The sequence below is a fragment of the Streptomyces sp. NPDC053750 genome (assembly GCF_044544295.1).
GTDB lineage: Bacteria > Actinomycetota > Actinomycetes > Streptomycetales > Streptomycetaceae > Streptomyces.
Window position 1 is genome coordinate 109,538 of record NZ_JBITXB010000014.1, and the last position, 25,646, is coordinate 135,183.

At 70.4% G+C, this 25,646-nt stretch carries 19 protein-coding genes; 6 read left to right on the forward strand and 13 right to left on the reverse strand.

Annotated elements, in window-relative coordinates:
* Positions 1–137: 137 nt before the first annotated feature.
* Positions 138–1,217, reverse strand: a complete 1,080-nt coding sequence (locus ACIGO6_RS31365; protein ID WP_399882281.1) for a serine hydrolase domain-containing protein — start codon at positions 1,215–1,217, stop codon at positions 138–140.
* Between the two features lie 415 nt (positions 1,218–1,632).
* Between ACIGO6_RS31365 and ACIGO6_RS31370 the strand changes: the two genes are divergently transcribed.
* Entirely contained in the window at positions 1,633–2,277 is a 645-nt protein-coding gene (locus ACIGO6_RS31370; RefSeq protein ID WP_399882283.1) for a dihydrofolate reductase family protein, read from the forward strand.
* 199 nt (positions 2,278–2,476) lie between these two features.
* Positions 2,477–3,457 carry a C45 family autoproteolytic acyltransferase/hydolase gene (locus ACIGO6_RS31375; protein ID WP_399882285.1) on the forward strand — a complete coding sequence of 327 codons (981 nt, stop codon included), beginning with the start codon at positions 2,477–2,479 and terminating at the stop codon, positions 3,455–3,457.
* Positions 3,458–3,655: 198 nt separating this feature from the next.
* Here ACIGO6_RS31375 and ACIGO6_RS31380 read toward each other — a convergent pair whose 3' ends face one another.
* Positions 3,656–4,114 carry an SRPBCC family protein gene (locus tag ACIGO6_RS31380; protein WP_399882287.1) on the reverse strand — a complete coding sequence of 153 codons (459 nt, stop codon included), beginning with the start codon at positions 4,112–4,114 and terminating at the stop codon, positions 3,656–3,658.
* A 208-nt stretch (positions 4,115–4,322) separates the two neighbouring features.
* Here ACIGO6_RS31380 and ACIGO6_RS31385 point away from each other — a divergent pair, with 208 nt between their 5' ends.
* Positions 4,323–6,071, forward strand: coding sequence for an amidohydrolase (locus ACIGO6_RS31385; protein WP_399882289.1), 1,749 nt, complete (start codon positions 4,323–4,325; stop codon positions 6,069–6,071).
* 322 nt (positions 6,072–6,393) lie between these two features.
* Here the strand turns inward: ACIGO6_RS31385 and ACIGO6_RS31390 are convergent, their stop codons facing one another.
* Positions 6,394–7,299, reverse strand: coding sequence for an NADP-dependent oxidoreductase (locus tag ACIGO6_RS31390; protein WP_399882291.1), 906 nt, complete (start codon positions 7,297–7,299; stop codon positions 6,394–6,396).
* A gap of 226 nt (positions 7,300–7,525) precedes the next feature.
* Here ACIGO6_RS31390 and ACIGO6_RS31395 point away from each other — a divergent pair, with 226 nt between their 5' ends.
* The gene (locus ACIGO6_RS31395) at positions 7,526–7,903 is read left to right on the forward strand and encodes a winged helix-turn-helix transcriptional regulator (RefSeq protein ID WP_399882293.1); all 378 of its coding nucleotides are present in this window, start codon (positions 7,526–7,528) and stop codon (positions 7,901–7,903) included.
* A gap of 238 nt (positions 7,904–8,141) precedes the next feature.
* Here the strand turns inward: ACIGO6_RS31395 and ACIGO6_RS31400 are convergent, their stop codons facing one another.
* Positions 8,142–9,032 (reverse strand): GNAT family N-acetyltransferase, encoded by an 891-nt coding sequence (locus ACIGO6_RS31400; RefSeq protein WP_399882295.1) that lies wholly within the window; start codon positions 9,030–9,032, stop codon positions 8,142–8,144.
* A gap of 571 nt (positions 9,033–9,603) precedes the next feature.
* Between ACIGO6_RS31400 and ACIGO6_RS31405 the strand changes: the two genes are divergently transcribed.
* Entirely contained in the window at positions 9,604–10,284 is a 681-nt protein-coding gene (locus ACIGO6_RS31405; protein ID WP_399882297.1) for a DUF4232 domain-containing protein, read from the forward strand.
* A gap of 139 nt (positions 10,285–10,423) precedes the next feature.
* On the opposite strand, the gene ACIGO6_RS31410 is transcribed toward ACIGO6_RS31405, so the two are convergent.
* Both ACIGO6_RS31410 and ACIGO6_RS31415 read right to left on the reverse strand, forming a co-directional pair.
* Positions 10,424–12,769 carry a beta-N-acetylglucosaminidase domain-containing protein gene (locus ACIGO6_RS31410; protein WP_399882299.1) on the reverse strand — a complete coding sequence of 782 codons (2,346 nt, stop codon included), beginning with the start codon at positions 12,767–12,769 and terminating at the stop codon, positions 10,424–10,426.
* 107 nt (positions 12,770–12,876) lie between these two features.
* A complete protein-coding gene (locus ACIGO6_RS31415) occupies positions 12,877–16,875 on the reverse strand; it encodes an endo-alpha-N-acetylgalactosaminidase family protein (RefSeq protein ID WP_399882301.1) in 3,999 nt (1,332 codons plus the stop codon).
* A gap of 486 nt (positions 16,876–17,361) precedes the next feature.
* On the opposite strand from ACIGO6_RS31415, the gene ACIGO6_RS31420 reads away from it, so the two are divergent.
* Positions 17,362–18,447: a LacI family DNA-binding transcriptional regulator gene (locus tag ACIGO6_RS31420; RefSeq protein ID WP_399882303.1), complete on the forward strand. Its 1,086-nt coding sequence runs from the start codon at positions 17,362–17,364 to the stop codon at positions 18,445–18,447.
* A 108-nt stretch (positions 18,448–18,555) separates the two neighbouring features.
* Here the strand turns inward: ACIGO6_RS31420 and ACIGO6_RS31425 are convergent, their stop codons facing one another.
* The 7 genes from ACIGO6_RS31425 to ACIGO6_RS31455 all read right to left on the reverse strand — a co-directional run bounded on the left by ACIGO6_RS31425 (position 18,556) and on the right by ACIGO6_RS31455 (position 25,580).
* Complete coding sequence (locus tag ACIGO6_RS31425; RefSeq protein WP_399882305.1) at positions 18,556–19,143, reverse strand: hypothetical protein; 588 nt, start codon at positions 19,141–19,143, stop codon at positions 18,556–18,558.
* A 134-nt stretch (positions 19,144–19,277) separates the two neighbouring features.
* Entirely contained in the window at positions 19,278–19,718 is a 441-nt protein-coding gene (locus ACIGO6_RS31430) for a DUF2267 domain-containing protein (RefSeq protein WP_399882307.1), read from the reverse strand.
* Between the two features lie 64 nt (positions 19,719–19,782).
* A complete protein-coding gene (locus ACIGO6_RS31435; protein ID WP_399882309.1) occupies positions 19,783–20,178 on the reverse strand; it encodes a DUF2267 domain-containing protein in 396 nt (131 codons plus the stop codon).
* Between the two features lie 100 nt (positions 20,179–20,278).
* Positions 20,279–20,710: an Hsp20/alpha crystallin family protein gene (locus ACIGO6_RS31440; RefSeq protein ID WP_399882311.1), complete on the reverse strand. Its 432-nt coding sequence runs from the start codon at positions 20,708–20,710 to the stop codon at positions 20,279–20,281.
* A gap of 200 nt (positions 20,711–20,910) precedes the next feature.
* Positions 20,911–22,722 carry an FAD-dependent oxidoreductase gene (locus tag ACIGO6_RS31445; RefSeq protein ID WP_399882313.1) on the reverse strand — a complete coding sequence of 604 codons (1,812 nt, stop codon included), beginning with the start codon at positions 22,720–22,722 and terminating at the stop codon, positions 20,911–20,913.
* A gap of 354 nt (positions 22,723–23,076) precedes the next feature.
* Entirely contained in the window at positions 23,077–24,150 is a 1,074-nt protein-coding gene (locus ACIGO6_RS31450; RefSeq protein ID WP_399882315.1) for an acyl-CoA dehydrogenase family protein, read from the reverse strand.
* Positions 24,147–25,580 (reverse strand): MFS transporter, encoded by a 1,434-nt coding sequence (locus tag ACIGO6_RS31455; RefSeq protein ID WP_399882317.1) that lies wholly within the window; start codon positions 25,578–25,580, stop codon positions 24,147–24,149. Before ACIGO6_RS31455 ends, ACIGO6_RS31450 begins: the two co-directional genes overlap by 4 nt.
* Between the last annotated feature and the right edge of the window lie 66 nt (positions 25,581–25,646).

A 25,646-nucleotide genomic window follows, 5' to 3' on the forward strand; every position in this document is an offset into this window, starting at 1 on the left:
CAGAGATCGGCTCCGAACAGGCCTCGTCGATACGGTCGTTGATTTCGCCGTCGACCGACGTGAACGCCACCTCGGCGTCGACGCCACCGGCACGGACGTCCGGCGTCACTTGCCGCTGTAGACGGGGAACGGGCGGCTCAGGAGCCGGCGAGTTCGTCGAGCAGGGAAAAGACCAGCATGTCGAATGGGCGTGCGACATCGCTGTAAGTGTTCACCATCATCATCACCGCCGTTCCGTTCTTCCGGTCGAACGCCGCACAGGTGCTGAAGCCGTAGGTGCCACCGTTGTGCCAGGTCATCGTCCGGCCGTCGGACAGCGCGCCGAAGTGCCAGCCGAGCCCCAGCCGGAGGCCCGTGGCGGGGTCGGTGAAGTGGTGTCGCTGCGACAGCTCGATCGCGTTCCGCAGTGGCGAGCGTTCCGGGCGCAGTTGGGCATCCAGGTAGCGGAGCATGTCGTCGACGGTGCTGTACATCGAGGTGCCCGCACCGCTGAGGACACGATCGCGCCAGTCGGGAACGGCCTCCCCGGCCATATGGCCGACGGCCTTGCGGGAAGCCATGTCCGGCCGAAGGGCCGTGGTCGTGTCCCACAGGCCCAGTGGTGCGGCCACCCGGCGCTGCAGCATGGCGTCCACGCCGTCGAAGGCCAGCGCCTGGCCGAGCAGCCCGAATCCCAGGTTGGAGTATGCGTACGCGCTGCCCGGCTCGTTGTCCAGAGAGGTCTGGCGCAGACCGGCGGCCAAGTCCTCCAACGTGTAGTGCGCGTACGGGTTGTACGGGTCCGCCTCGGCCAGGAGGTTGGCGGGAAGGGAGGGCAGACCGGAGGAGTGGGTCGCCAGGTCGCGCAGGGTGATCCGCCGGGTTTTCCCACGGGGGACGGTGAACCCGGACGGCCGGCTGAGCGGCGTGTCCAGGCGCGCCGTACCCGCACCCACCGCGCGCGCCAGCGCGGTGGCGGTGAGCGTCTTGCCGATCGAGCCGAGCTGGAACACGGTCCTACCGTCGGGGGCGGGGCCCTCCTGGCCGGCACCAGCCACATACCGTCGGCCACCGCGGATGACACCGAATACCGCGCTCGGAGCGCCGGCAGCCAGCGCGCGGTCGAGGTAGGGCCGCACCCGTGCGGCCAAGCCCTCTCCGGCCGCCGTGGCCTTGCCCGGTAACAGTGCCACACCGGCCGCGGCCGCCGCCGTGCCCAGCAGCCTTCGTCGATCCACGGTCCACTCCTTCGTCGTCCGTTACGGCGTGCGAATGCGCAAGCCGAGAATGAGTCAAGCGGCTTCGGCCGCCAACATCAACAGGGCCCCAGACCCACCAACCCGACTCCCGCCGTCCGGGACCCGCGTCACCAGCCGCCGCCCCCTGCCCGCCGCCCCAGACAGCCCCGACCGATGGCGACGATGACACAGCCGGCACAGCAACAGGAGCCGTTGTGGCGGCGCTACCAGGAACCGGACGACCGAGGCCTGGTGGATGACGTGTGCGAGGGGATACCTGATCGCCGAGCCGGGTGCCGACGATCCGAGTCGGCTTCGCAAGGGGGTGTCGATTCTGGCGTGTCCCGTTCGACGTCCTGGTGTGCGGCGCCTCGCCGCACCACGACGGCAGGAACGAACAGGACGAGGTGATCGCGTGGATCAACTGCTGAGGGTCATGAACTTCAATGTCACGCGCGACGGAGTCGGCGCCGGTGAGCACCAGAGTCTGGACAGACCGTTCGGGCTCGACCACGCCGAGAGGTTGTTCGCCTGGGCCGGAGCCACGGCGAGCTGGCCCATGCGTACGGATCCCGGCGGCAGCCGGGGCCTGGACGACTACTTCACCCGGGACTTCTCCCGCAACATCGGCGCGGAGATCATGGGCCGCAACAAGTTCGGGCCGCAACGCGGGCCCTGGCCGGACGAGGAGTGGCGCGGCTGGTGGGGTGAGGAACCGCCGTTCCGCACGCCGGTCTTCGTCCTGACGCATCACAGGCGTCCGTCGTTCACGCTCGGCGGCACCACGTTCCACTTCGTCGAGGGGGAGCCGGCCACGATCCTCCAGCGGGCACGGGAGGCGGCGCGAGGCAAGGACGTCCGGCTCGGGGGCGGAGTCACCACCATCAGGCAGTTCCTGGACGCCGATCTGGTGGACACCCTTCATGTGGCCGTCTCGCCGGTGACGCTCGGCTCCGGGCTGCGGCTCTGGGAGTCCCCGCAGGAGCTGCTGGACCGGTTCCACCTCGAGGTCGTGCCCAGCCCGAGCGGCGTGACGCACCACCTGTTCTGGCGAAGGTGAGGTGAGGCCCGACACCGCACTCGCCTTCGTCAAGCGGTTCACCGGCTGACGGACGGCGCTGCCGCGCGGACAACAGGGGGTGCCCGGGCCGTCGTCCCGGGCACCCCCACCCATCACACAGGCCGGTGAAACAGGCAACACCCACTGCGACGCCCGGGGCATTGAAATCCAGGCGGGCCGGCATGTTGAGTCCTACGTCATGAGCCACTACGTGAAGACGTTCCACGCCGTCGAGATCGGTGACGGCGGCGACGGGCGATGGGCCGAGCGGGTGCGGCCTGCGATGGAGGATGCGGAGCACTGGCTGACCGAGGAGGGCCGGACACCCGAGGGCGCGGCCCGTGCCCGCCGGCTTTTCGAGGAGCACATGCCCGAACTGATCCCGACCCTGGACCGGCTCTCCGCCCAACTGGCCTCACCCCGTGCCGGAACGCTTCTCACTCTGGCAGCGGTGCGGCCGTTCTTCTCCGGCTGTACCCAGATCGGCACCAACGGCACGCTGCTCAGGAACTACGACTTCGCTCCCGAACACTGCGAAGGCACCATCGTCTCCTCCCACTTCCTCCGTCCCGTGATCGGTATGCAGGAAGCCGGATGGGGCCTGCTCGACGGCATGAACGACGCCGGCCTCGCGGTGTCGCTCACCTTCGGCGGACGGTATGTCCACGGGCGCGGCTTCGCCCTCCCCATCGTGCTGCGCTGTCTGCTGGAGACCTGCCGGACCGTCGACGAAGCCGTGGCCAGGCTACGCACCCTGCCCATCGCGATACCGCAGAACGTCACCCTCGTCGACCCGCACCGGACCGTGACGGTCCACGTCGGCCCGGACATCCCGCTCACCGAGACGCCGGACTCCTGCGCCGCCAACCACCAGCACCTCCCCGTCCCGGACGAGCAGGAACGAGTCACCCGCACACGGACTCGGCTGGCCGCCGTACAGGCGGCGGGCGCCGACGTCGCGGCGATGCTGCGACCGCCGCTGTACCAGTACGCGTACGACGCGTGGCTGGGCACGGTGTACACGGCCCAGTACCTCCCCGGCGAGGGCCGTGTGACCTACTACTGGCCGGGGCAGGACTGGGCGCACTCCTTCGCTCATTTCGCTCCGGGCACCCGCACCATCACCCTGGGGCGTCCGTCCGAGCCCGACGACCGCCGGCACACTCCCGCCCTCACCTGAACCGGCCCCCCGTCGGCACACATCAGCGCCGCCCGTTCCGCCGCCCGGGTTCGTCCCGTGGCGGCGGAGCAGACGGCGCACGCCCGACGGACATCACAGAGGTCACAGACGTCACAGGACATTCAGGCGGCACAGGCGCCGCTGACTACCCACGGCGACCGCCCGCTGGTCGTGCCCCTCTGGTCGGGCCCCTCGCGCTCAGCCAGGCGTGATGCGGCCGCGCCAGCCCCCGGACTCACCCCCCTGGTGCTCGATGAAGTCCTTGAATCGCCGCATGTCGCCCTTCACGCGCCGGTCTATCGTCCCCATCATGTCCGCGGCCTTCTCCGCGACTCCGCCGGGCTCCACGTCCATCACGAGTTCCACCCGGGTGTGGGTGTCGTCCACGCGCTGGAAGCGGACCGTGCCCTTCTGCTGGACGTCGCCGCTGATGGTGCGCCACGTGATCCGCTCGTCAGGGAGCTGGTCGACGATCTCGGTGTCGAACTCCCGCCGTACTCCGCCGATCTTGGTGGTCCAGTGGTTGTGGCGGTCGTCGATCTGTGTGATCTCGTCGACGCCCTCCATGAACTGCGGGAACTCCTCGAACTGGGTCCACTGGTTGTAGGCGGTGCGGACCGGGACCTCGACTTCCACTGCTTCCTTGACGGTGCTCATAGCGGTCCTCCTCTCTCGCAGCGGCGAGTACCCGAGTGGGCCGATGCCTACCTCAGTGATGCGCCCGTACATTTCCGTACTTCTTCGCCCTGAGGTGACACGCGTAACACCTCGGTGATCCCCAGCTCTTGACTCCGTAATGCGGGCAGTGGATCGTACGCGGAACGCCCGTATGCATGTACATACCAAGCGAACCGGAGGCGCCTCCGTGTGCGACCTGCACGATCCCAATGAGCACAGCCATGAAGCCACCGCAGCGTCCGGCCTCAGCCGACGTCAGATCGTCCAGCTGCTGAGCGCCGCGGGGATCGCCACCACTGCGGTGACAGCGACGGCCGATCCGGCGGTTGCGGCCACGGCCGACGGCCCCCTGGGCGTGACCGAGGCGGAGACTGCCGCGTACACCCCGCCCAAGGGCCTCGCCGAGGACTCGGAGGCCAAGCGCACCGCACTCGGCTGGATCGAGCAGAACGCCTCCCGGATCACGGACCTCAACGACGAGATCTGGGAGCACGCCGAACTGAGTCTCCGGGAGTGGAACTCCTCCCTCGCCCAGGCCGACTTCCTGCGCAAGGCCGGTTTCGACATCGAGTTCGGCACGGCGGGTTTCCCGACCGCCTTCACCGCGACCTACCGGCGGGGCGAGGGCGGCCCGGTGATCGGGTTCAGCGGCGAGTACGACGCGCTGCCCGGCCTGTCGCAGAAGGCCGGCGCCGGGGAGCACGACCCGAGGGAGTACGTCCACGACCCCTTCGCCCCGGGGTACGGTCCCGGTCACGGCTGCGGCCACTGCGCGCTCGGCACCGCTGCCGCCGCCGCAGCCGCAGCGGTCGCGGCGGCGGCCCGTCGCCACAACCTCGACGTGACGGTCAAGTTCTTCGGCTCCACCGCCGAGGAACAGCTCATCGGCAAGACGTACGCGGTCAGCCAGGGCGTGTACGACGGCCTGGACGCGTTCCTCGACTGGCACCCCTCGACCGGCAACGCGACCGGCTGGGGCACGTCCAACGCGATGACCGCCATCACCTTCACCTTCCTCGGGGTCGCGGGCCACGGCGGCACCCCGCTCGGCAACAAGAGCGCGCTGGACGCGGCCGTCATGATGGCGTCCATGTCGGAGTTCCTCCGCGAGGAGAGCATGGGTCCCGCCGCCCGGCTGCACTGGGTGATCAACAACGGCGGCGACATACCGAACGTCACCCCGGAGATCGCGCAGATCTCGTACTACGTCCGTGAGGGCAGCGTCGAGCGGGTCGACTCCCTGCTGGAGAAGGTGATCGCCGTCTCCGAGGCCGCCGCCAAGGCCAGCCGCACCTCCGTGCAGCACAAGATCACCTCCGCCTGCTGGAACCAGCTCCCCTCCAAGGCGTTCGCCGAGCTGATGTACGACAACATGCGGCAGCTCGGCCCGCCGGAGTTCTCCGCCGAGGCACAGCGGCTGGCCAAGGAGTTGCAGAAGTCGCTGGGGCTGCCGCAGTCGGGCCTGCACGACAAGATCAGCGAGCTGGCCCCGCCCAACCCGGTCTTCCTCGGCGGCGGGTCCACCGATGTCGCCGACATCAGCTGGCAGGTGCCCACCGTCTCCATGGGCGCGGCACTGGCACCCATCGGCACGAAGATGCACACCTGGTCCACCGCCTCGTGCGCGGGTTCGTCACCCGGACACGCCGCGATCCGTGCGGCGGCCCAGTACCTGGCGGCCACGGCGGTCGACCTGCTGGTGAAGCCGGAGCTGCTGCGGGACATCAAGGAGGAGTTCGACAAGCGGCGCGAGGGAGTGGAGTGGCGGACGGCTCTCCCGGAGGGCTATGAGCCACCGATGTACGAGCCGCCCGCGTGGTTCCTGAAGCGGACCGGTCAGAGCTGGCCGCCGGAGAACATCACATGGCCGCCTCGGCGAATCGTCAGCAAGGAGAAGTTCTCCTCACTCGGTCCCGCTCTCCAGCCGCAGACCTGACCCGCCGGGGTTCGGTCATCATGGGTCCGGGGCATCGGCAGGCACGCCTGCCCGGTCACCCGGGCCCGGCCCGCGTCTCAGGACACGCGCTGACCCGCGCACGGCCTCGGTCGCCCGACAGGTCGGCGCACCTCGTCGAGGACGGTCGGCAACTCCTTGCGCAGCTCGGGCTCGAGTCGAACTGCTGATCCGGGGCATCCCGTGTCGCGTTCCAGTCGGATCCGCGCATCCGTCAGTGGCAGACGTCCGGCGCTGAGCACTCGGCGCCGGCCCGCCAAGATCGTCCCTTGGCGGGCCGGCGCATCTGTGCCATGCGCCCGCTTCAGATGCAGATCACGATCTTTCCGCGTGTGCGGCCGCGCTCGGCGTGCGCGTGGGCGTCGACGATCCGCTCCAGGGGGTAGGTCTGCTCGATACGGGGTGTGTAGCGGCCTTGCCGGCCCAGTTCCGCGGCCGCGGACAGGAGGGTGGAGTCGTTCTCCGCGTTGACCACGTGTGTGCCCAGGCGCTGCCCGCCTGCGTGGTCGGCGACCGTCGCGACGCGTGTCGGGTCGCCCGTGACAGTGACGAGGTCGTCCAGGGATCCCGAGGCCGCGGTGTCGAGCGCGATGTCGACGCCGTGCGGAGCGAGAGCGGAGAGGCGCTGCGCGAGACCGGCGCCGTAGGTGGTGGGAACGGCGCCGAGAGACGTGAGGAACTCGTGGTTGCGTTCGCTGGCTGTCCCGATCACGGTGGCACCTTGTGCCACAGCGATCTCGACTGCCGCGCTGCCCACGCCTCCGGCGGCGCCCTCGACGAGAAGGGTGCGCCCCGCGAGGGAGCCGAGCGCGTTCAGGCCACGCATCGCGGTCACCGACGCGAGCCCGGCGCCCGCAGCCTGCTCGTCGTTCCATGTGTCGGGGGCGTGGGCCCAGGCCGAGAGGACGACCAGCTCTGCGGTCGAGCCGGTGACACCGCCCAGCCCGAAGACGCGGTCGCCGATGCTCACCCCCTGTACTCCGTCACCGACTTCGTCGACCACGCCGGCGGCGTCGCGCCCGGGAATGGCGGGCAGCTCCACGGGAATCAGCTGGTGCAGGGCGCCGGCGCGCAGCTTCCAGTCGATGGGATTGACGCCGGCCGCCGCGACGCGGACACGGATCTCACCAGGTCCGGGGTGGGGGTCGGGAGCCTGCTCGATCACCAGCCTCTCCGCTCCGCCGTATTCATGGAACCGGGCTGCACGCATAATGTCCTGCCTAACCTTTACAGGTCGAAATAATGGTGTTCATTCGACGCCCGCTGCTCTGCTGAGGTGCGGATCGGTGAGGTCGTCGCGCAGGCGGGCGGCCACCCGCCCCGAAAGCCACGATCCTGCCCGTCGTCGGAATACCCGCCGTTGAGTCGATGCTCCGGAAGGTATCCAGAAGGTCGGTCACCATCTGGATACCAAGACCGGAGACGGGAGACCCTCGATGACGCAACGGCCACCGCTGCCACCCGACTTGTTCGACGAGCTGTGCCCGTCCTCGCTGCTGCCTTTCCGCTTCGGTGACAAGTGGGCCTCCATGGTCCTCCGCTGCCTTGAAGCCGGCCCGCGCAGATACTCCGAACTCCGCGTGCCACTGAGCCGCGTCACGCCGAAGGCACTCACCCAGTCGCTCCGCGGCTTGGAGCGGAACGGGTTCGTGTCACGCACGGTGCACGCCGACCCGAAACTGCGGGTGGAGTACGCGCTGACACCGCTGGGCCGCAGCGCGCTGGAGCCGCTGACCGCCGCGTGCCAATGGGCGGCCGAGCACTGGGACGAGCTGCTCGACGCCCGCGAGGGCGGCGTCTCCTCCAACGGCTGACCCGGGTGGTCGGTCTGGGCGGCCGCCACTGCTCTACGTTCGAAGCGGTGGAGCACCTCCGGCAGTGCGCTCTCGTCACTGGTGAGGAACCTGGCGCGAAGAGGGAGCGCGGTGAACGCCACCGTCTTGACCCGGGCCGGACGACCGCGCCGTGCCCCCGACCGGCCCACCGCTCACGTGCCGGTCCCCACGCGGCCGGGCATCGCGGGCACCGTGGCCTCTAGGCCCTCGGCCGATTTCACAGGTCGAGTTGGTACTCCAGGGCCTGGTGGGTGGGGAGGTACCCCAGCGCGTCATTGATGCGGCGCATGTGCGTGTTGCTGTCCGCCGTGTCGGTGACCAGGCCCGCGAGTTCGGGGTGGTTGGTGCGGGCGAGGCGGATCGACTCGGCTTTCATCCAGCGGCCGATGCCGTGGCCGCGGTGCTCGGGCAGTACGCCGGTGCCGTAGTGCAGCCCTTCACCCTTGCCGTCGCCCGGCACGACGAGCTCCGAGAAGCCGACGATCGAGCCGTCCGCCTCGTCGACGGCGGCCACCGTGCTGAGCAGCTCTCCGCGGTCGGCGATCGCCTTGGCGGCGGCCACGACCCGCTCGACGTCCCAGGCCACGACACCGTAGTCGGTGTCGTCCATCGGCATGTCGTCCATCGCGCGGCGAGAGTCGGCAAAGGTCTTGGCCAGCTCCTCGGGGACGGTGCCGAGCCATGACACGAGACGGTAGCCGGGGTGCGGACGCTCGACGATCGCGTCGATCCCGTCGACCTTGCCGCTGTCCCACTCATCCAGCGCGAGCCGGGCGTACGTCAGTGTCAGCACCTTGCGGAAGCCGTTCGCGGCAAGGAAGTGATCGCCGGGCGTGCCACTGTCGGCCTGCGCGACCACCGACCGCCTGCCCGCCTCCCGCGCTGCCGCCACCGCCGTCCTGAGGAGCCGGGAGCCGACTTGTCGACGCCGCTCCGCGGGGTGGACGTTCAGCTGCAGCTCGGCCAGGTGATCCTGGCCCGCCCGGGTGAACACGCGGAGAAATGCCGATCCCAGCGGATCACCGTCGTCCCGGCTGGCCAGCCACGCGAGGCGGTAGCCCGACGAGGTGCGTTCGGGATCGGCGAGGGCAGTGATGCGTATGGGCAAAGTGGCTCCGGCGAGGCTGCTTGGGTTACGTCGGTCACAGTTGAACATGCAATCGGGCGAGAAGACAGGGAGTTTTGGTGGAGCGGAGGGGGAGCGTGCGTCACCGCCGTGGGCCGGGCCATCTGCGTCACACGGTATGGCAAGACGGCAGGTCCGGCCGATCGCGCAGATATGTCCAAGCGTGGTCAAGATCCGCTGGGTTACGCGTCTGTCCCAGCGGGCGGTGATCGCGAAACGGTGCCGATCGGTGGCCGGAACCGGCGTCCCGGCCGGCCGCCGGATGGGCCGCGAAGTGCCGGGAGCCCCGTGCTCGGGCCCTGTTTCCTGGGCCGGACGACGTCAAGGAGGGGCACGGCAGGGGTACGGGAGGGGCCGGTTTCCCCGTGGCGGTCCGCGTGGTGGTCCGCAGTGTGCCGGGCTGTGTGTGTAACAGAGGTGTCCTAGGCAGCAGTTGGGCGGAACGGCCTAGCGGGTCGGGCGGGTCCTGGTGATCAGAAACGTTCGCTCGTGCCGACTCGTACCGACTCGTACCGAGCGGCCGGCACCTCCCACCGAGACTGAGGAAGAAACGATGCGCGTTCGCAAGCTCACCTTCGCTGCCCTGGCCGTTGCCGCGGGTCTGTCGCTCACGGCCTGCAACGGCGATGACGGCGCGGAGCAGAGGGACGGGTCGTCCGCGTCCTCTGCGTCCGCGTCGGGCGGCGGTTCGGGCTCGGGCGGTTCGGATCAGGGTGGTTCTGAGCAGGGTGGCGGGAAGGACTCCGCCGCGGAGGGCTCCGGTGGGCAGGGCACGACCGACGGGAGCGGTTCCGACGCGAACGCCGAGGTAGGCAAGTGCCGCACCGACGAGCTGGACATCACCGCGTCCGACACCACCATCGACGGAGACGCCGAGGGCTCGGTCGCGGTCACGTTCAAGAACGGCGGGGGCCGGGACTGTGCCCTGTCCGGATACGCGGGCGTCGACCTGAAGACCAGCGAGGGGGACCTGTCCGCCGAGCGCAGTGGTCAGGAGTCCAGCCCCGTGATCCTCAAGGACGGCGAGTCGGTGTCCTTCGGCATCACCTACCCGGTCAACGACTCGGGCGGCTCCGGCGTCAGCATCACCGGACTTGTGGTGACGCCGCCGAACGAGACGAAGTCGTTGTCCCTCGAGTGGCCGGGCGCCGCCAGCCTGCCCGTCACCGACAGCGCCGGCTCCCCCGTCAAGGTCGGCCCGATGGGCAGCGCCGGCCAGGGCGGGGCGAGCTGACCCGTACGCCCCGAGCTCCTCTGCCGAACCCTGGAGGCACGGCTCCCCCTGCGGCGACCCTGCGGACAACGGTGCGTGGGGCGGCCCCGGAAGGGACCGCCCCAGTAGAGCGTGCGGTGGCGCGACTCGGACGGCCGTCTCAGGACACGGGGGCTCCGTACACGCCCATCTCGTGGATCGAGTAGCCCCAGGTCGTCTTCCTCTTGACGCCCTGCATGCGGACGTACCGCACCGCTTCGTCGGCGGTGAGTCGGACGACGTCGTTGCCGCAGCTGTCCGGGCGCTGTGTGGACACCGTCTTCCAGTTCACACCGTCCTCAGACGTCTGGACGGTGTACTCCGTCGCGCAGGCGTTCTCCCATGCGAGGGTCACCGCGGCGACCTTCGCCGGCGCGGCGAGCTGGATCTGCACCCACTCGTCGTCGGCGTACCCGGATGCCCAGCGGGTGCCCGTCAGCCCGTCGTTGACGTGACGGGGGGCCAGGCGGTCGAGGTTCTGCTCCACGCTGGACGCGGACGCCGTCCCCTTCAGGGCAAGGTTCTCCCCGCCTCCGGAGGCATCCCACAGCTGCAGTCGGACGTCGGCCTGTACGAGGAAGGCGTCGAGCACTCCGTCACCGACCTTGGGCTGGACCTTGCCCCAGGAGTTGCGCGGGGGATCGACCCGCACGGCCCGGGCCCGTTGTTGCAGGTCGTTCGATTCGGCCAGCAGCCGGTCCGACGTCTCCTTGTGCCCCGCCTGTCGCGCCGCGAGCGCATCGAGCATCGTGACCATGGACTTGCCCCACAACTCGGTGGCGTCCAGCCAGGGGCCCGCGTCCACGGTGAATCCCTTCTCCACGGCTCCGCCGCGGATGGTGGCCGGGGCCCGTTCGACGGCCTTGGCGTAGGCGCGCAGGGCCTTGACGGCCCCGGAGCGGTCTCCCTCGTCCCATGCTGTCCAGAACTGCGCCACGCGCCGGGCGAGTTCGGGGGCCTGGGGCTGCCAGGGCGTTGCGCCGAAGGTCGGGGCCATGTGTTCGAGGTCGCCGAGGACGAGCAGGGCGTCGGTGGCCTCGCGGTCGCCGCCCGCGAGGTAGGACATGGCGCGCGGCCAGTTCTCCCGCGCGTCGTACGCCCGGTCGTTCCAGGAGAAGTCCGCGGTGCCGAAGACGGCGACCTTGCTGGCGTACGGCTGGTTCATGGGGTTGGCCACGATGCCGGACAGGTGCTCGGACAGACCGGCCTCACGCTTGTCGTACGGCGCGAGCAGCAGGCGCCCGCTGGTGTTGCCGAAGTCGTTGACCGGGTAGTTGTCCCAGACGAAGACCTTGCGGCCGAAGAGTTTCGAGACCTGGTCGGCCTCTTCGTTGGTGATCTGTGGCGGTACGACGGCCGTGCCGGTCCACATCACCTCGACCGCCGGGTCCAGGGTGCCCCGCAGGGTCTGCTTGTAGGCCGTGTCGGTGAGGTCGCCGTACTCGGTGGGCACCATCTGCAACGGCTGCGAACCGTCGTGGGTGGCGATGAAGGTGCGCTGCACGTCGTTGAGCAGATCGACCTGTGCCTCGGCGGCCGCTCCACGGCCGGGCTCGCCGAACGCCGCCCTGTCGCTCTCACAGTTCCAACGGGTGTAGCTGATGTCGTCGAGCGGTATGGAGAAGGCGCGGGTCCCCAGGTCGTACAGTGCCTGGAGCTTGGCCTTGAGCGCCTTGCGGTCGGCGGGGTCGGAGTAGCAGATCGACTCGCCGGGGGAGACGGCGAAGGTGAAACGCACGTGGTTCGCCGTGGCCCGCCTCACCAGCTCGCCCAGCTCCGCGAGCTTGTCCGCGGGGTAGGGTTCGCGCCACTTGCCCCGGTGGTAGGGGTCGTCCTTGGGTGCGTAGATGTAGGTGTTGGCCTTGACGTCTCCGTAGAAGTCCATCTGGTCGAGACGTTCGGCGTGCGTCCACGGCTGCCCGTAGAAGCCCTCGATGGTGCCGCGCAGCGGCATCGAGGGGAAGTCACTGACCTGTACGCCCGCCACCTTCCAGCCGTCGTCGCCGTCACGGACGAACAGCTGGCGCAGGGTCTGCACGGCGTAGAACTGGCCGGCGGCGTCCTTGCCTCCGAGGACGACCTGCGCCCCCGGTTTGGACCCCGAGACGCGCAGCGCATAGCCCTCGGCGTGGTCCGGCACCTGGGTGTCCCCGAGCGCCGCCGCGATGTCGGGGCGCGTGGCGGTGCCGATCCGCACGGTGAGCAGGCCGGCCGTCGCCCCGGGAACCCTGCCCGGGGCGACGACGTCCACCCGGTCGGCGCCGTGCGCCCTCAACTCCCGGACGAGGCGGGCACGGGCACCGGCGTCCGTTCCCTCGTCGGCCACGACGAGCACTCGGCCGGTCACGACGGCATCGCGACCCGCGTGCGCGAGGGACTGGGGGTTCGGTGAGACCGGCGGCAGCGCGGCCGACGCGCGGGTCACGGCGTCCGTCGCGGCGGCGGCCGGCAGACTCCCGAACGCCATGGTGGTTGCCACTGCGAAACATGCGCCGGCGGTAGTGAGCGTGCGAATGCGTCTGTGCATGAGCCCTCCGTACCAGGTCTATACCAATGATTGCCTTGCCGACCGCCTCAACGGGCGTCGTCGGGGCGTTCGCCCGGGGGATACCCCGTAGGAAGCTCCACCGGCACGCCGTACACGCGCATCTCCGCGGCGGCCGCGTACGGCTGCTTGTTGAGCGCGTTGAGTGCGGTGAACCGCACGTGCGAGGTACGGACCCGGTCGAAGGAGACCCGTTGTGTCTGCGGGGCGTCCTTCATGGTGCCCCTGGCCACGGTCGTCCAGGCCTCGCCGTCCTGAGACACCGCCACCTCGTAATCGCCGACACGTCCGTTCTGGCCGCCGCTCTGACGGCCCAGATATCCGAAGCCGTCGATGTCGGCCGCGCCGCCGAGCTCCAGCGTCACCCAGTGCGGATACGGGGCCTGGGAGGCCGTGTAGTCGGTGTGCCAGATGGTGCCGGCGTCGCCGTCGAGCACGTTGGACACCGGCCCTTCGCCGACGCCCGAAGAAAGGTTCTCCGAATCGGCAGTCGCGGTCATCGAGCCGGGGGAGAGCACGGGTGCGTCGGTCACCGCTGCCCGGGCGTCCGCCGACACGGTCCTGGTGGCCCCCGCATGGGCGTACGTGGCGGTCACCTTCCATACGGGTGAGGTGTCGTTCGTGTCGGCCGGCGGCGTGAGGAGCCATGTGGTGCGCACGCTCGCACCCGGCTTCACGGTCCCGAAGAGATTGCCGTCCTTCTCCTTCACCTCGGCCTTCCAGCCCTCGGGCAGCCCCTGGAACCGGATGCCGACGTTCACGGCATCGGCCGTCTCGTGGTTGGTGAAGGTCGTGACGTACTCACCGGGCACGCCCGGGCTCAGCTCGGCGCCGGACGGGGTCGTGACACCGGCGCAGGCGGCCCCGCCCTCGGCCTTGCCCAGGTCGGTCACGGTGAAGTCGTCGATCACGAGGTCCGTGCCCCGGGCACTGCCGAGCTTGCGCAGTCCGACCCAGGTGTCCCCGCAGCCGGCGACGATCTCACGGGAGTGGGTCGCCGTGCTCAGGGCGGGCTCCAGGACGTCACGGGTGATGTCCCGGGAGCCGGCCTCCCCGTCCGCGATCCGGTCCGCGCCGGTGACCCAGGCCCACTGGTTCTCGATGTTGGTCTGGTACGAGAAGGAGACCTTGTACTTGTGGCCCTCCTTGAACGGCACCGTGGCCGGGGTCGTGCGGTAGACCAGCCCGGTGTTCTCCGCATGGGACTTCAACGAGTGCCGCCCGGCGATCACGTCGTCGACCGCCTTGCCCTTCAGCGTGCCGGTGTCGTACGGGGAGTAGGTGTTCTTCCACGCCTTCTGACTGTAGGGCTCGTGCAGGTCGCTGACGCTCGTGCGGGGGTCGGTGACGCCGCCGGCGTCGCCCTTGACGAACGGGCCCCAGCCCGGCTGGTTGCCCTCGAAGTCGTCATGGGCGATCACGGTGCCGTCCTTGCCGCGGGGGAGCGGCGCGGTGGTGTCCGCCATGATGCGTACGTCGTCCAGGACGACCGCGGCACTGCCCGCGACGGCCCCGAGCTCCACGGTGACCGTGCCACCGCGCGGTGCCGTGAAAGAGACGGCGGCCCGCTGGGCGTAGGTGTCCCGCTTCTCGTCGGCCGCCATCTTGTTCTGTGCCGGAGTGATGTCGAAGGTCTTCACCGCGGCGTCCTTGCCGCCGCGCACCCGGAGCGTGGTGTCCCGGCGTTCGCCGGGACCGATCTCGACGTCCGCGCTGAGCGTGTACCGCTTGCCCGGAGTGAGGCCGGAGACCTTCTGGGAGATCCCGGAGGCACCGCTGCCCAGACGGACGACGTTGTCGCCGTTGTCCGCCCGGACGATCTCCGCGCCGCCCCGCGCGTTCCAGTCCCTCAGGTTCCCGTTGTTGAAGCCGGGGTCGGACAGGCCGGTGAACCGACCGTAGTGCGGGTCCTCGTGCGGAGCCTTGCCGCCCTTCGGTGCCAGGACGTAGGGCTGCCCCTTCTCGGCGGTGAGCGTCACCTGCCCGTCGTGGGCCTTCACCTGGGCCTTCTCCACCCTGCCCTGGTCGGTGAGCTCGTGGAGAACGAAGTCCTTGGTGCCCGCGAACTGTTCGGTCAGCTGGAAGGTGTGCGTGCCGCCGGAGGCGCTGTGGAAGTACATCTTGTCGGCGTCACCGGGAGAGGAGGTGCCGTCGCCCTTGTGGGCGTCCCCCCACGGCAGCAGGTAGGTGTCGCCCTTGAGGACCACGGCGTCGCCCATGGAGATCTGCCGCTCGCCCTCGACGGACTTCACGCCCACGCCGCCGGTGAGGGCCGCGGACCTGCCGAGGTCCCAGTCCATCACCTCGTAGTGCTGGAGGAACTTGGTCGGCAGGTTGTCGGTCCAGATGTTGCGATAGAAGGCGTTCCAGTCGTCCTGACCGGTCCAGCCCTCGAACTCGACGATGTTGGCGCCGCCGAGCAGCGGGTCGACGTTCCACACGTCGCGGTCGGAGTTGGCGATGAAGCGGGCGATGTTGGAGTTGATCCCCTTGTTGGTGGCGCCGCCGTAGTTCTTGTCGGCGGCCCAGTGGGACCACAGGGACGAGCCCTCGAACTTGTACGCCCACTCGGTGGAGACCTCGAATCCCATCTTCCGTAGTTCGGCGGCCAGTCCGTCGGCCAGCCAGCCGCTGGAGTAGTAGGCGTCGATGTAGACGGTCTTGATGCCCGGCGACTCCTTGCGGAGCTTCTTGAACCTGTCCAGGACGGCGCCGGTGCCGAGGTCCTTGCGCTGGTTGATGTGGTACGCCTGGTTGAGCCAGTCCCACCCGTTCTGCTGACCCTTGACCATGTCCTCGCTGAACGTCTTCGCCTGCGCGTAGGCCTCGGTGGCGTTGACGTGCACGGCGAAGTCCGCGTTGTAGCGGGCGCCGGTTCCGGTGAGCCGGTTGAGGTCCTTCAGCCCGCCCGCGCGGACGTTCTCGTTGCCGCCGTAGTCGGGGTGGGCGGAGTCGTGGCCCTCACTGGCGTAGCCCTTCTCCAGCACCCACTGCCCGAGATTGTCGGTGGCCATGGAGATGCGCTTGGTGTTGTCCAGCGTCTTCAGGAACGGATTGGTGGCCTGGCTCGCGAAGTTGAAGGGGATCCGCTGGACCACACGCTCGGGCACCCGCTCGGCGCCGAGCGGGCGTCGCATGTGCTCCCGGTGGGCGATTGCGCCGTCCTGCCAGTCCACTGTGCCGTCGTCGTTGGAGTCGGCGGCGAGGACCACGGTCGCCCGGGGCAGCTCGTAGGTGCCGACGCGGGGGTCGGTCGCGCCCTCGGGCTGGTAGGTGTAGGTGCCGACCGACAGCTCGGCCCGGCGCCGGCCGTCGCCCGCGTCGACGATGCGCGACTGCAGGCGGGTGTTCCAGTTGGTGTTGTCGTTCTGCGGCGAGTCCTCGGTCGCGTTGGTGACGATGCCCGCCGACAGCTGCGCGTTGCCGACGAACGCGTACGGGGTGCCCACGGCCTCCTTGTCCGGAACCGTGCCGGCGGTGATGGGGATGAACCGGTCGGCGGTCGTCGTCGAGTCCGTGGAGATCCTCGTCCGGGCGAGGTTCGCGCCCGGGTCGGAGGAGTCGACGGAGACGAGGGACTGACCGGGGATCGCGAGGGTGCGTACGGTCGGGGCGGCCTTTCCGGAGATCTTCTCGACGGCGAAGACGACCGTCGTCTCCTCGGTCACCATGATGGTCGAGGTGATGGTGAGGTCGGGCAGGTCCTCGAAGGTGGAGGTGTAGGTCGCGCTGCTGCCCTTCGCCTCCATGGTGGTGGTGGCGCGGTGCGGTGTGCCGTTGATGGTGAAGCTGTCCAGGGCCGATGCCTGCCCGCCGAGGCTACGCTCACCCAGCCGGTAGGAGATGACCTGGGGGAACTCCTTCGCCACGGTGACGGTCAGCCCACCCCGGCTCAGTTCCACCGGCGTCCCCGTCGGCGCCGGGGCCGCGGCGGCGCGGGGCAGTACCGCACCGGCGGGGACGGCGGCGGTCGACAGCATGCCGAGGGTGAGGCCCAGCACCGCGGCGACGGCGCCCGGGCGTGGCACTCGTCTGCGTCCGGGTGGGCGAGGTGATAGGGGTGCCATGGTGTCCACTTGGTACTTCCTCCTCGGAGCGGGTGAGGGACGGAGACGGTGGAGAGTGCGGCACGGGGGCCGGCGCGGGTCCGAACGACAGGGGCGGGCAGGGGGGCCGCCGGGGACCGGGGCCGAGGTCCGGGGACCGCGGTCCCGGTGGAGCAGGGTGCTGGTCGGCCCGCAGGGCCGGTGCGTGGAGGTGTCCTGGGCTCGGCGGGTTCCTCAATCGACGGCCCCGCGCGATGTTATCGCTGCCAAATCGCCCGCCACTCCGTCTCCTCGACGTCAGCTACGGCTTCCTTACTGGATTCGATCCACTCGATGCCGGGTGCTGGCGGGAACTATGGCAGATGATGTTATCGATGCCAATAGGGGCCGCCTGGCTAGACTGCCCGGCAGGAAACATCAGCTGGGCCGAGGCAGCACGTGCCGCGGTTTCTCTGGGAGAGGCGAGCGATGTCATCGGAAACACCGGGAGCCGACGAGACACCCGCGAGGAAGCGGACGGCCGACGACGGCGCCACGCGGCAGCCCGGCATGGCCGACGTCGCCCGCCTCGCCGGAGTCTCCGCCCAGACGGTGTCCCGGACCCTGGCCGGTCATCCCAACGTCCAGCACAAGACCCGCGCCAAGGTGCTCGCTGCCGTCGAGCAGCTCGGCTACCGCAAGAACAACGCGGCGCGGATGCTCTCGTCCGGGCGTAGCCGGACGATCGGTGTCGTCACGTTGCAGACCAACTTCTACTCGCGCGCCAACCTCGTCTTCGGCATCGAGACCGCGGCACGCGAAGCCGGGTACGCGGTCAGCGCCGTGACCACCGCGTCGCTGGACACCGCGGCGATCGAGGACGCGTTGTCCCGGCTGGCGGAGCAGGACGCCGAAGGGGTCATCCTCTCGGTGCCACTGGTCCATGTGAGCCCCAGGATCGAGCAGCTCACGCGCTCGGTGCCGACCGTCACCGTCGACGGGTCGAGGACCTCTGCCACCGAGGTCGTCGCCGTCGACCAGACCCTGGCGGCGCGGCTGGCGACCCGCCACCTGATCGAGTTGGGCCACGAGACCGTCTGGCATGTCGCAGGGCCCGAGGAGTGGCTCGACGCCGCCAGCCGCTGTGCCGGCTGGCGCGACACCCTGGAGGAGGCGGGGCTGTCCGTGCCGCCGGTGCTGGAGGGCGACTGGACGCCCGCCTCCGGGTACCGCAACGGCCTGATTCTGGGCAAGATTCCCGACGTCACCGCGGTGTTCGTGGCGAGCGACGAGATGGCGTTCGGGGTGATCCGCGCCCTGCACGAGCTCGGCCGGAGGGTGCCGGAGGACATCTCCGTCGTCGGTGTGGACGACATCGCGCTGGCCGAGTACTGCTCGCCCTCGCTGACCACGGTCGCCCAGCCGTTCGCCGAGATGGGCGCTCTCGCAGTCGCCCACCTGCTGCGCCACATCGAGGATCCGGGCGCGGCGTCGGAACCCGCGTCCGTCGAGCCCGCGTTGGTCGTCCGCGCCAGCACGGCGCCGGTCGGTGACCGGGCACGACGGCAGTCTTGAGCGCTCTGCCCAGGACCTCTCCCGGGAGGAGGTGAGCGTCCGCGCCGCGGCTGGTCGGCGCACCGCCCACCTGACGGACCCCAGCCACCTGCTGGGCGTTTCCGGCTGTCAGTTGAAGATGTCCAGGAGGTCCAGCCGGGAGCCCGAGTCCTCGGCTGGGCGGGGCCGCATCGGTCGGGGCTCCGGGTAGGTCTCCGCTGCGGCCCTCGCGCGGACGATGTCGGGCCCGCCGCACGCCTCGACCGCGAAGGCACCGAAAACCCTGGCGAACGCGGCCGGGTCGCGGAACTCCACGCCGAACGCGCGGCCGTCCTGCAGTGGGACCCACACCACCCGGTCGCGCCGTATCCATGCGAGCACCGGCTGGTCGTCCGCGGTTGACCGCCCCTCCAGCCACAGCCGTGCCACGTGCAGCAGGTTCACCTTTTCCATCGGCAGCCGCTTGCGCCGCACCCGCAGTTCACGTGTCGTCAGCTCGACACGTTGGTCCTTCTTCGGATACCAGGCGAGGCCTATCCCGAACGGCACCCACAGCAGGATCCCGATCAACGGCCAGACCAGAGCGTCGCCCCACGACCGGAGCAGCCCGCCGTCCAACAGGGACAGCGCCCCGAAGACCAGAACCCATTTCGCCGTCATCCGCCAGAATCCGGTGCCCTGCCGGTACAGGACCCGCCGCTTCCCCGTCATCGCCATGCCCGCACGCTATCCTCCGCCCCGCAGCTCACCGCAGGCGCCCTTCGGGCACCGCCGATGCCCCTCGCCCACGGCCCGGCCGGAGGGGATCGGGGCGGGGCGCCTGTTGCGGCCCCGGACGTCGGGTGCCCTGTCTACGCGGCCGGGGTGAGTTCGGCGCGGCCGAACAGCAGCGCGTAGCCGGTGGGGAGCCGGCGGAGGATGCGGGTGATGAGGTCGGGGCCGGCATGGGCGGCGACGGCCGCGAAGACGGAGCCGGTGTCCCATCGGGTGGTGGCCAGGGAGGCGCCGGAGCGGGCGGCGAGGTCCTTGACGAAGGCCCATCCGGTCAGCGGCCGGGTGTCAGGGATCTGCGCGGTCAGGACACGTGCGGCCTCCCGGGGCAGGCAGGCGGCCAGGTCGACACGCTCGTCGCCGGTCAGCCGGCGTCCCAGCCCCGCCAGGACCAGGCGGACGGCTTCCTCGGCTCTCTCCCGGGTGGGGTAGGCGCCTTCGTAGCGGACTTTCTCGAGCATCTGCTCATACGCCGTCCCGTACGGCTGCTGGTGCTCAAGAGGTACGCGGTCGGTGATCACTGCGGTGCATGCCTTTCGTGGAGGCGGGGTGGGTGGTGCCGGTGGGGCGGCACCGAGGTATGGGTCAGGTGGGCTGGGGGCGGCCGAAGAGCAGGTCGTAGCCGACGGGGAGCTGGAGCAGGATCTGGCCCAGCAGGCCATGGCCGGCCGTGTCGGCGACCGTGGACAGCACGGCGCTGACGTCCCAGGTCGCGGTCTGCTCGGTGGCGCCCTCGATCCAGGCTGCGGTCGCCCGGACGAACCGCTCCGGCGGCAGTGGTTCGGCGCTCTGCAGCGGGTTGAGCAGGATCAGGGCGAAGTCCTCCGGCAGACGTGCCGCGAGCTGTGCACGGACCTCGCCGACCAGGTGCGCGCCGAGCAGGGCCAGCACCACACGGGCCGCGCGGTCCGCCTCCTGGCTGCTGTCGTACTCGCCGCGTTCCTTGACGCGGTCGAGGAACGCTTCGCGTCGCAGAGTCATTTCGGCCGCCACCCCCTTCTTCCTCGGACTGTCCACAGGGGTGCGGAGGGCGGGTGAGGGGGAGATCAGGTGCCCGTCCTCCGCACCTGGCCGGCCGGTGTCAGCCGGAGATCTCCTTGTGGCCGGATCCGACGCCGATGGAGATCTTGCGGGGCTTGGCGCGCTCGGCGATCGGGATGCGCAGGGTGAGCACGCCTGCGTCGTAGTCGGCCTGGATGTGCTCGGTGTCGAGGGTGTCGGCGAGCACGATCTGGCGGGAGAAGACGCCCAGCGGCCGCTCGGACAGCTCCATCTGCACGTCGTCGGACTTCGCCACCGGCCGGCGCTCGGCCTTGACCGTCAGCATGTTCCGCTCGACGTCGATGTCGATCGCGTCCGCGGTGACGCCGGGGAGGTCGAAGGCCACGACGTACTCGTCGCCCTCGCGGTAGGCGTCCATCGGCATCGCCGACGGCTTCGACCAGGTGCCCGGGCCCATCAGCTGCTGCGCCAGCCGGTCCAGCTCACGGAAGGGGTCGGTGCGCATCAACATCGTGAAAACACCTCCAGCAGGTTCGGGCAGTTGCTGCCAATGCGCCTCACTGACACCGTTGTAGCATGTCATCCAATGGATGACAAACGCGATGTCGTCCACCTGATGACACACCGCAGACCGGGGGCTGCCGACCGGCCCGGCCCGTACGGCGTCGGAGTGGCCGGGTGCATCACCCTCGGCGGCGCGGGGGTCGGACATCATCGGTCCGCGTCCTGCCCTGCCATGTCGGCGGCGGCGATGTGGCCGAAGACCATGGCGGAGCCGATCGGTACGCCCGGGCCCGGGTAGTGGGGGCCGGACACCGAGGCGGTGGTGTTGCCGGCCGCGTACAGGCCCGGGATCGGGGAGCCGTCCTCGCGCAGCACCCGGGCACGGGTGTCGGTCCGTACGCCGCCCTTGGTCCCCAGGTCGCCGAGGAGGATCTGCACGGCGTGGAAGGGGCCGCTGTCGATCGGCACCAGGCAGGCGTTGGCGCCGGCGGCGCCGGCCGCTCGGGTCGCGGGGCCGGAGACGAAGAAGCGGTCGTAGGGATCCTCGCCGCGGTGGAAGTCCGCGTCCACCCCCTCGGCCGCGTAACCGTTGAAGGTCCGTACGGTGCTCCGCAGCGCTCCGGCGTCGACGTCGATCTGCCGGGCGAGGCCTTCCAGCGTGTCGGCCGTGCACCACAGCCCCGCCTCGGTGAAGGCCTGCCGGTTGGCGGGAACGACGGTGATGCCGGGCAGTTCACCGCCGAACCGGTCGTCGAAGACCCACCACACGGGGTTGTCGGGGGTGGTCCCGGCCTTGGCCGCGAGCATCCGGCGGCCCATCTGGTCGTACGGCAGCGACTCGTTGGCGAAGCGGCGCCCCGAGCCGTCGACGAAGATGCCGCCGCGCAGGCCGAGGGTGAAGGCGGCCGAGCCGTCGGGGAAGCGCAGCGAGGGGCACCACCAGGCCTGGTCGAGCAGGTCGGTGGCGGCTCCTGCCTCCGCGGCGGCGATCAGTGCGTCTCCGGTGTTGCCGCCGGGCGCGCCCATCGTCCAGTCGGCGCCGGGCAGGTCCTGCCACTCGCGGCGCAGCTCGGCGTTGGTCTCGAAGCCGCCCGCGGCGAGGAGGACTCCGTGGCGGGCGCGGATCCGCAGGGTGCGGCCGTCGTGTGCGGCCTCGGCGCCGATGACCGTGCCGTCCTCGGTGACCAGCCGGGTGAGGGCGGTGTGCAGCAGGGTGCGGGCCTTGCCGGTGGACTCCAGGGCCAGCAGCAGGCGGCCGATCAGGGCACGGCCGTCGGTGAGCGGGCCGTCGGGCACGGGCAGGCCGAGGCGCTGGGCCCAGGCAGGCGGGCGCACCGCGTCGAGCAGGTCGTGCGGGCCGTCGGGCGCGGGCAGCTCCACGGGGAAGACCGCACGGCCGGCCTCGAAGCGTCCAGACGCCGGGTAGTGGTCGGGGAAGGGCCGGTACTCGAAGCGGACGTGCGGGTTGTCCTCAAGGAAGGCGACGGTCGCCGCGGCTCCGTCGATGTAGGCGTCCTGCAGTGCGTGCGGAGTTGCGTCGCCGACCACGGCGCGGAAGTAAGTGCGGCCGAGGTCGGCGGAGTCCGGCACGCCGTCACGTGCCTGCGCCTGGTTGCCGGGCAGCCACAGGCCGGCACCGGAGTAGGCGGTGGTGCCGCCGAAGTGCCCGGTCTTCTCGATGACCAGGGTGTCCAGGCCGCGAGCCGCCGTGCCGTACGCGCCGGTGAGCGCACCTCCGCCGGAGCCCACGACCAGGACGTCGCACTCCTGGTCCCATGTCTGCTCGGTGTGCGCCATCTGGTCCCTCCGATGCGGTTGGTCGGCAGTGCGGGTGCGGGTGACGTGGTTCTTCACCAGCCCCTGGGGACCGCTGCGCTCCCCCATCGGGGCGGCGTCCGGCTGGTGGGCGATCAGTCGCCCGTCAGGGGTGAAGAGCTCGGTGGAGCGTACGGGCTCCCGGCCGGCGAGGGCGCATGCACGGGCATCCACCAGTCGGCGCAAGGCGAGCTGGTCGTTCATGGCGCATCACTGCTCCGGATCGTGTCGGCAGGTCGGGAGAGGCAGTCTTGGTCCGCACGACGGATCGTGACCACAGTGGTTTCCCGTAGACCGGGAGAACGCCTTCCGCAGTCGTGACGAACTGGGCGGTGTTCGGACCGATCGGCCGGCACCGGGCCGCGGCGGACGCCGGGGGGAGCCCGTGCCGGGAGGCGTGGGCGTACTCCGCCGTCCCCGCCGGCCACGGCGAACTGCCATCCCCGCCGGCCGTCCGCCGGGCAGGGACGGCGTGATGACCGCTACGCCGGTGCAGAACTGCTGAGGACCTCCCGCATGGTCGCCTCGTCGACCGACAGGAGAGTTGGCTGAATCCGGTCAGCCCGCGAGCAGGCCCAGGCCGGCGGCCAGCCGGCCCCGGTGCCACGCCGGCGGGCCGAAGAGCAGGCCCGAGCCGTGCGCGCGCTTGAAGTAGCGGTGGGCGTCGTGCTCCCAGGTGATGCCGATGCCGCCGTGCAACTGAATCATCTCGCCCGCCACCGCTGAGAACGCCTCTGAACAGGCGGACTTGGCGACAGCCGCACAGCGGCTCAGCTCCGGCGATCCCGAGTCGGCGGCGAAGGCCGCGCCCAGCGCCGCCGAGCGCGCCGACTCCACCAGCACGTACGCGTCCGCGAGCCGGTGCTTGACGGCCTGGAAGGAGCCGATGGGCCGGCCGAACTGGACGCGGTCCTCGGCGTAGGCCACGGTGAGATCCAGGCAGTGCTCGGCCGCGCCGACCTGCTCGGCGGCGAGCGCCGTACAGGCCAGGTCCAGCACGTGCCGCAGCACCCGGCCGCCGTCTCCCTCGGCGCCGATGAGCCGGCCCTCGGCATTGTCGAGCACCACGCGCGCCTGGGCCCGCGTGGCATCCATCGTGACCGCCGCTTCGCGGCGCGCTCCCGTGTCGGGCACGGCCACGTGGAAGAGCGAGACCCCGGTCCCCGTGCGAGCCGCCACGAGCAGCACATCGGCCTCCGCCCCGTCCAGCACGTGCTCCTTGGTCCCGGTGATCCGCCAGGTCCCGCCGGGGCCCTGGGCGGCCTCGGCCCGGATCGCCGCCGGGTCCCAGGAGCCCTGCTCGGCCCACGCCAGGGTGCCCACCGCAGTGCCCTCGGCGAGCTGCGGGAGCAGTACCGCGCACGCCGCCGCGTCACCGGAGGCGAGCAGCGCCTGCGCCGCGAGCACCGCGGAGCCGAGAAAGGGCACCGGGCTGAGCCCCCGTCCCAACTCCTCCATCACGACGTGGACTTCCCGGGCTCCGCAGCCCGCACCGCCGTACTCCTCGGGTACGGCGAGCCCCGCGACGCCGATCTGCCCGGTCAGGGGCCGCCAGGCTGCCGCACCCTCGTGGCGTGCGAGCAGCGACCGTACGGCGGACCGCAGTTCTTCCTGTTCCTCCGTCAGCCTCATTCGTCTGCTCCTTTCTGTGCGGCGCGTGCCGGCGCGCCCTTGAGCGGGGCGGAGTCCTCCTCCGCCAGATCGCGGCCGCGGGTTTCGGCGATGCGCCAGACGGCCAGCGCGGTCACGATTCCGCAGCCGATGACCAGACCCGAGAGGGGAGCGCTCCGCATGCCGCCCGAGGCGGAGAGCAGACTGCTGGCGATCAGCGGGGTGAATCCGCTGCCGATCAGCGCGGCCAGCTGATAGCCCATGGATGCCCCGGTGTAGCGGACCTCGGTGCCGAACATCTCGGACAGCAGCGGGCCCAGCGGCGCGTACATCGCGGACTGCAGCAGCTGGCCGAGGAGCAGGCCGAGGATCAGCAGGGCGGGAGACCTGGTGTCGATCAGGGCGAACATGGGGAAGGCGAGCAGCACGATGCCCATGGCGCCGCTCATGACGACCGTCCGGCGTCCGACGCGGTCGGACAGCGCCGAGAAGAGCGGTATCGTCACCAGGCCCATGCACGAGGCTGCGATGAGCCCGTTCATCACCTCGGACGTGGTGTAGCCGATGCCCGTGGCGTAGGTGAGGATGAAGATGCTGATCATCCCTGTCACCGCGAAGGGACCGATACCGACCGCGCACGCGAGCACCAGGGCCCGGGGCCTGCGCAGCACCTGCGCCAGCGGAATGCGGGACGGACCGGTGGCCTCCCGCTCCTTCTGCGCCGCGAGCGCCTGCTGGAACAGCGGGCTCTCGCTGATGCTGATCCGCACGTACAGGCCGATGCCCAGCAGCAGCGCGCTGAACAGGAACGGGATGCGCCAGCCCCAGGCCATGAACTGCTCCTGGGGGAGGAGCGCAGTCACGGTGACCGCGACCGTGGACAGGAGGAAGCCGATCGGTGACCCCATCTGCATGACACCGTTCCACAGGCCGCGGCGCCGCGGGTCGGCGTGCTCGACGACCATCAGTGTCGCGCCGCCCCATTCACCGCCGATGGCGACGCCCTGGACGACGCGGAGCAGGACGAGCAGTACCGGGGCCGCGATGCCGATCGTCTCGTACGTGGGCAGCACCCCGATCAGGAAGCTCGCGGCCCCCATGAGGACCATCGTCAGGATGAGCATCGTCTTGCGGCCGAGCCGGTCGCCGAAGTGGCCGAAGACGGCACCGCCGACGGGCCGCGCGACATAGCCGGCGGCCAGGGTTCCGAATGCGGCGATCGTGCCGACCGTGGGATTCGAATCCGGGAAGAACAAGGGGCCGAAAACGAGTGCGGCCATCGTGCCGTAGAGCAGGAAGTCGTAGTACTCGATGACGGTGCCGAGCAGGCTCGACAGTGCCACCTTGCGCAGCAGGGTCGGACTCGGAGCCGTCGAGGGACTCTCCGGACTCTCCGGCCTTTCCGATGCCTGCGGTCTCTCGGGGCTCTGCGGGGACGGTGCGGCGGACATGGCTGACTCCCGTGAGCGGTTGGGAAGTTGAGGATGGATGAGCGGTGATCTGCCGTGCGGGTGCCG

Bases quoted from the DNA above. Each gene is read 5' to 3' on its own strand.
- ACIGO6_RS31455 (WP_399882317.1), bottom strand. From the start codon at position 25,580: ATGTCCGCCGCACCGTCCCCGCAGAGCCCCGAGAGACCGCAGGCATCG.
- ACIGO6_RS31445 (WP_399882313.1), bottom strand. From the start codon at position 22,722: ATGAACGACCAGCTCGCCTTGCGCCGACTGGTGGATGCCCGTGCATGC.
- ACIGO6_RS31440 (WP_399882311.1), bottom strand. From the start codon at position 20,710: ATGTTGATGCGCACCGACCCCTTCCGTGAGCTGGACCGGCTGGCGCAG.
- ACIGO6_RS31410 (WP_399882299.1), bottom strand. From the start codon at position 12,769: ATGGCGTTCGGGAGTCTGCCGGCCGCCGCCGCGACGGACGCCGTGACC.
- ACIGO6_RS31435 (WP_399882309.1), bottom strand. From the start codon at position 20,178: ATGACTCTGCGACGCGAAGCGTTCCTCGACCGCGTCAAGGAACGCGGC.
- ACIGO6_RS31390 (WP_399882291.1), bottom strand. From the start codon at position 7,299: ATGCGTGCAGCCCGGTTCCATGAATACGGCGGAGCGGAGAGGCTGGTG.
- ACIGO6_RS31375 (WP_399882285.1), top strand. From the start codon at position 2,477: ATGAGCCACTACGTGAAGACGTTCCACGCCGTCGAGATCGGTGACGGC.
- ACIGO6_RS31405 (WP_399882297.1), top strand. From the start codon at position 9,604: ATGCGCGTTCGCAAGCTCACCTTCGCTGCCCTGGCCGTTGCCGCGGGT.
- ACIGO6_RS31395 (WP_399882293.1), top strand. From the start codon at position 7,526: ATGACGCAACGGCCACCGCTGCCACCCGACTTGTTCGACGAGCTGTGC.
- ACIGO6_RS31420 (WP_399882303.1), top strand. From the start codon at position 17,362: ATGTCATCGGAAACACCGGGAGCCGACGAGACACCCGCGAGGAAGCGG.
- ACIGO6_RS31425 (WP_399882305.1), bottom strand. From the start codon at position 19,143: ATGGCGATGACGGGGAAGCGGCGGGTCCTGTACCGGCAGGGCACCGGA.
- ACIGO6_RS31380 (WP_399882287.1), bottom strand. From the start codon at position 4,114: ATGAGCACCGTCAAGGAAGCAGTGGAAGTCGAGGTCCCGGTCCGCACC.
- ACIGO6_RS31450 (WP_399882315.1), bottom strand. From the start codon at position 24,150: ATGAGGCTGACGGAGGAACAGGAAGAACTGCGGTCCGCCGTACGGTCG.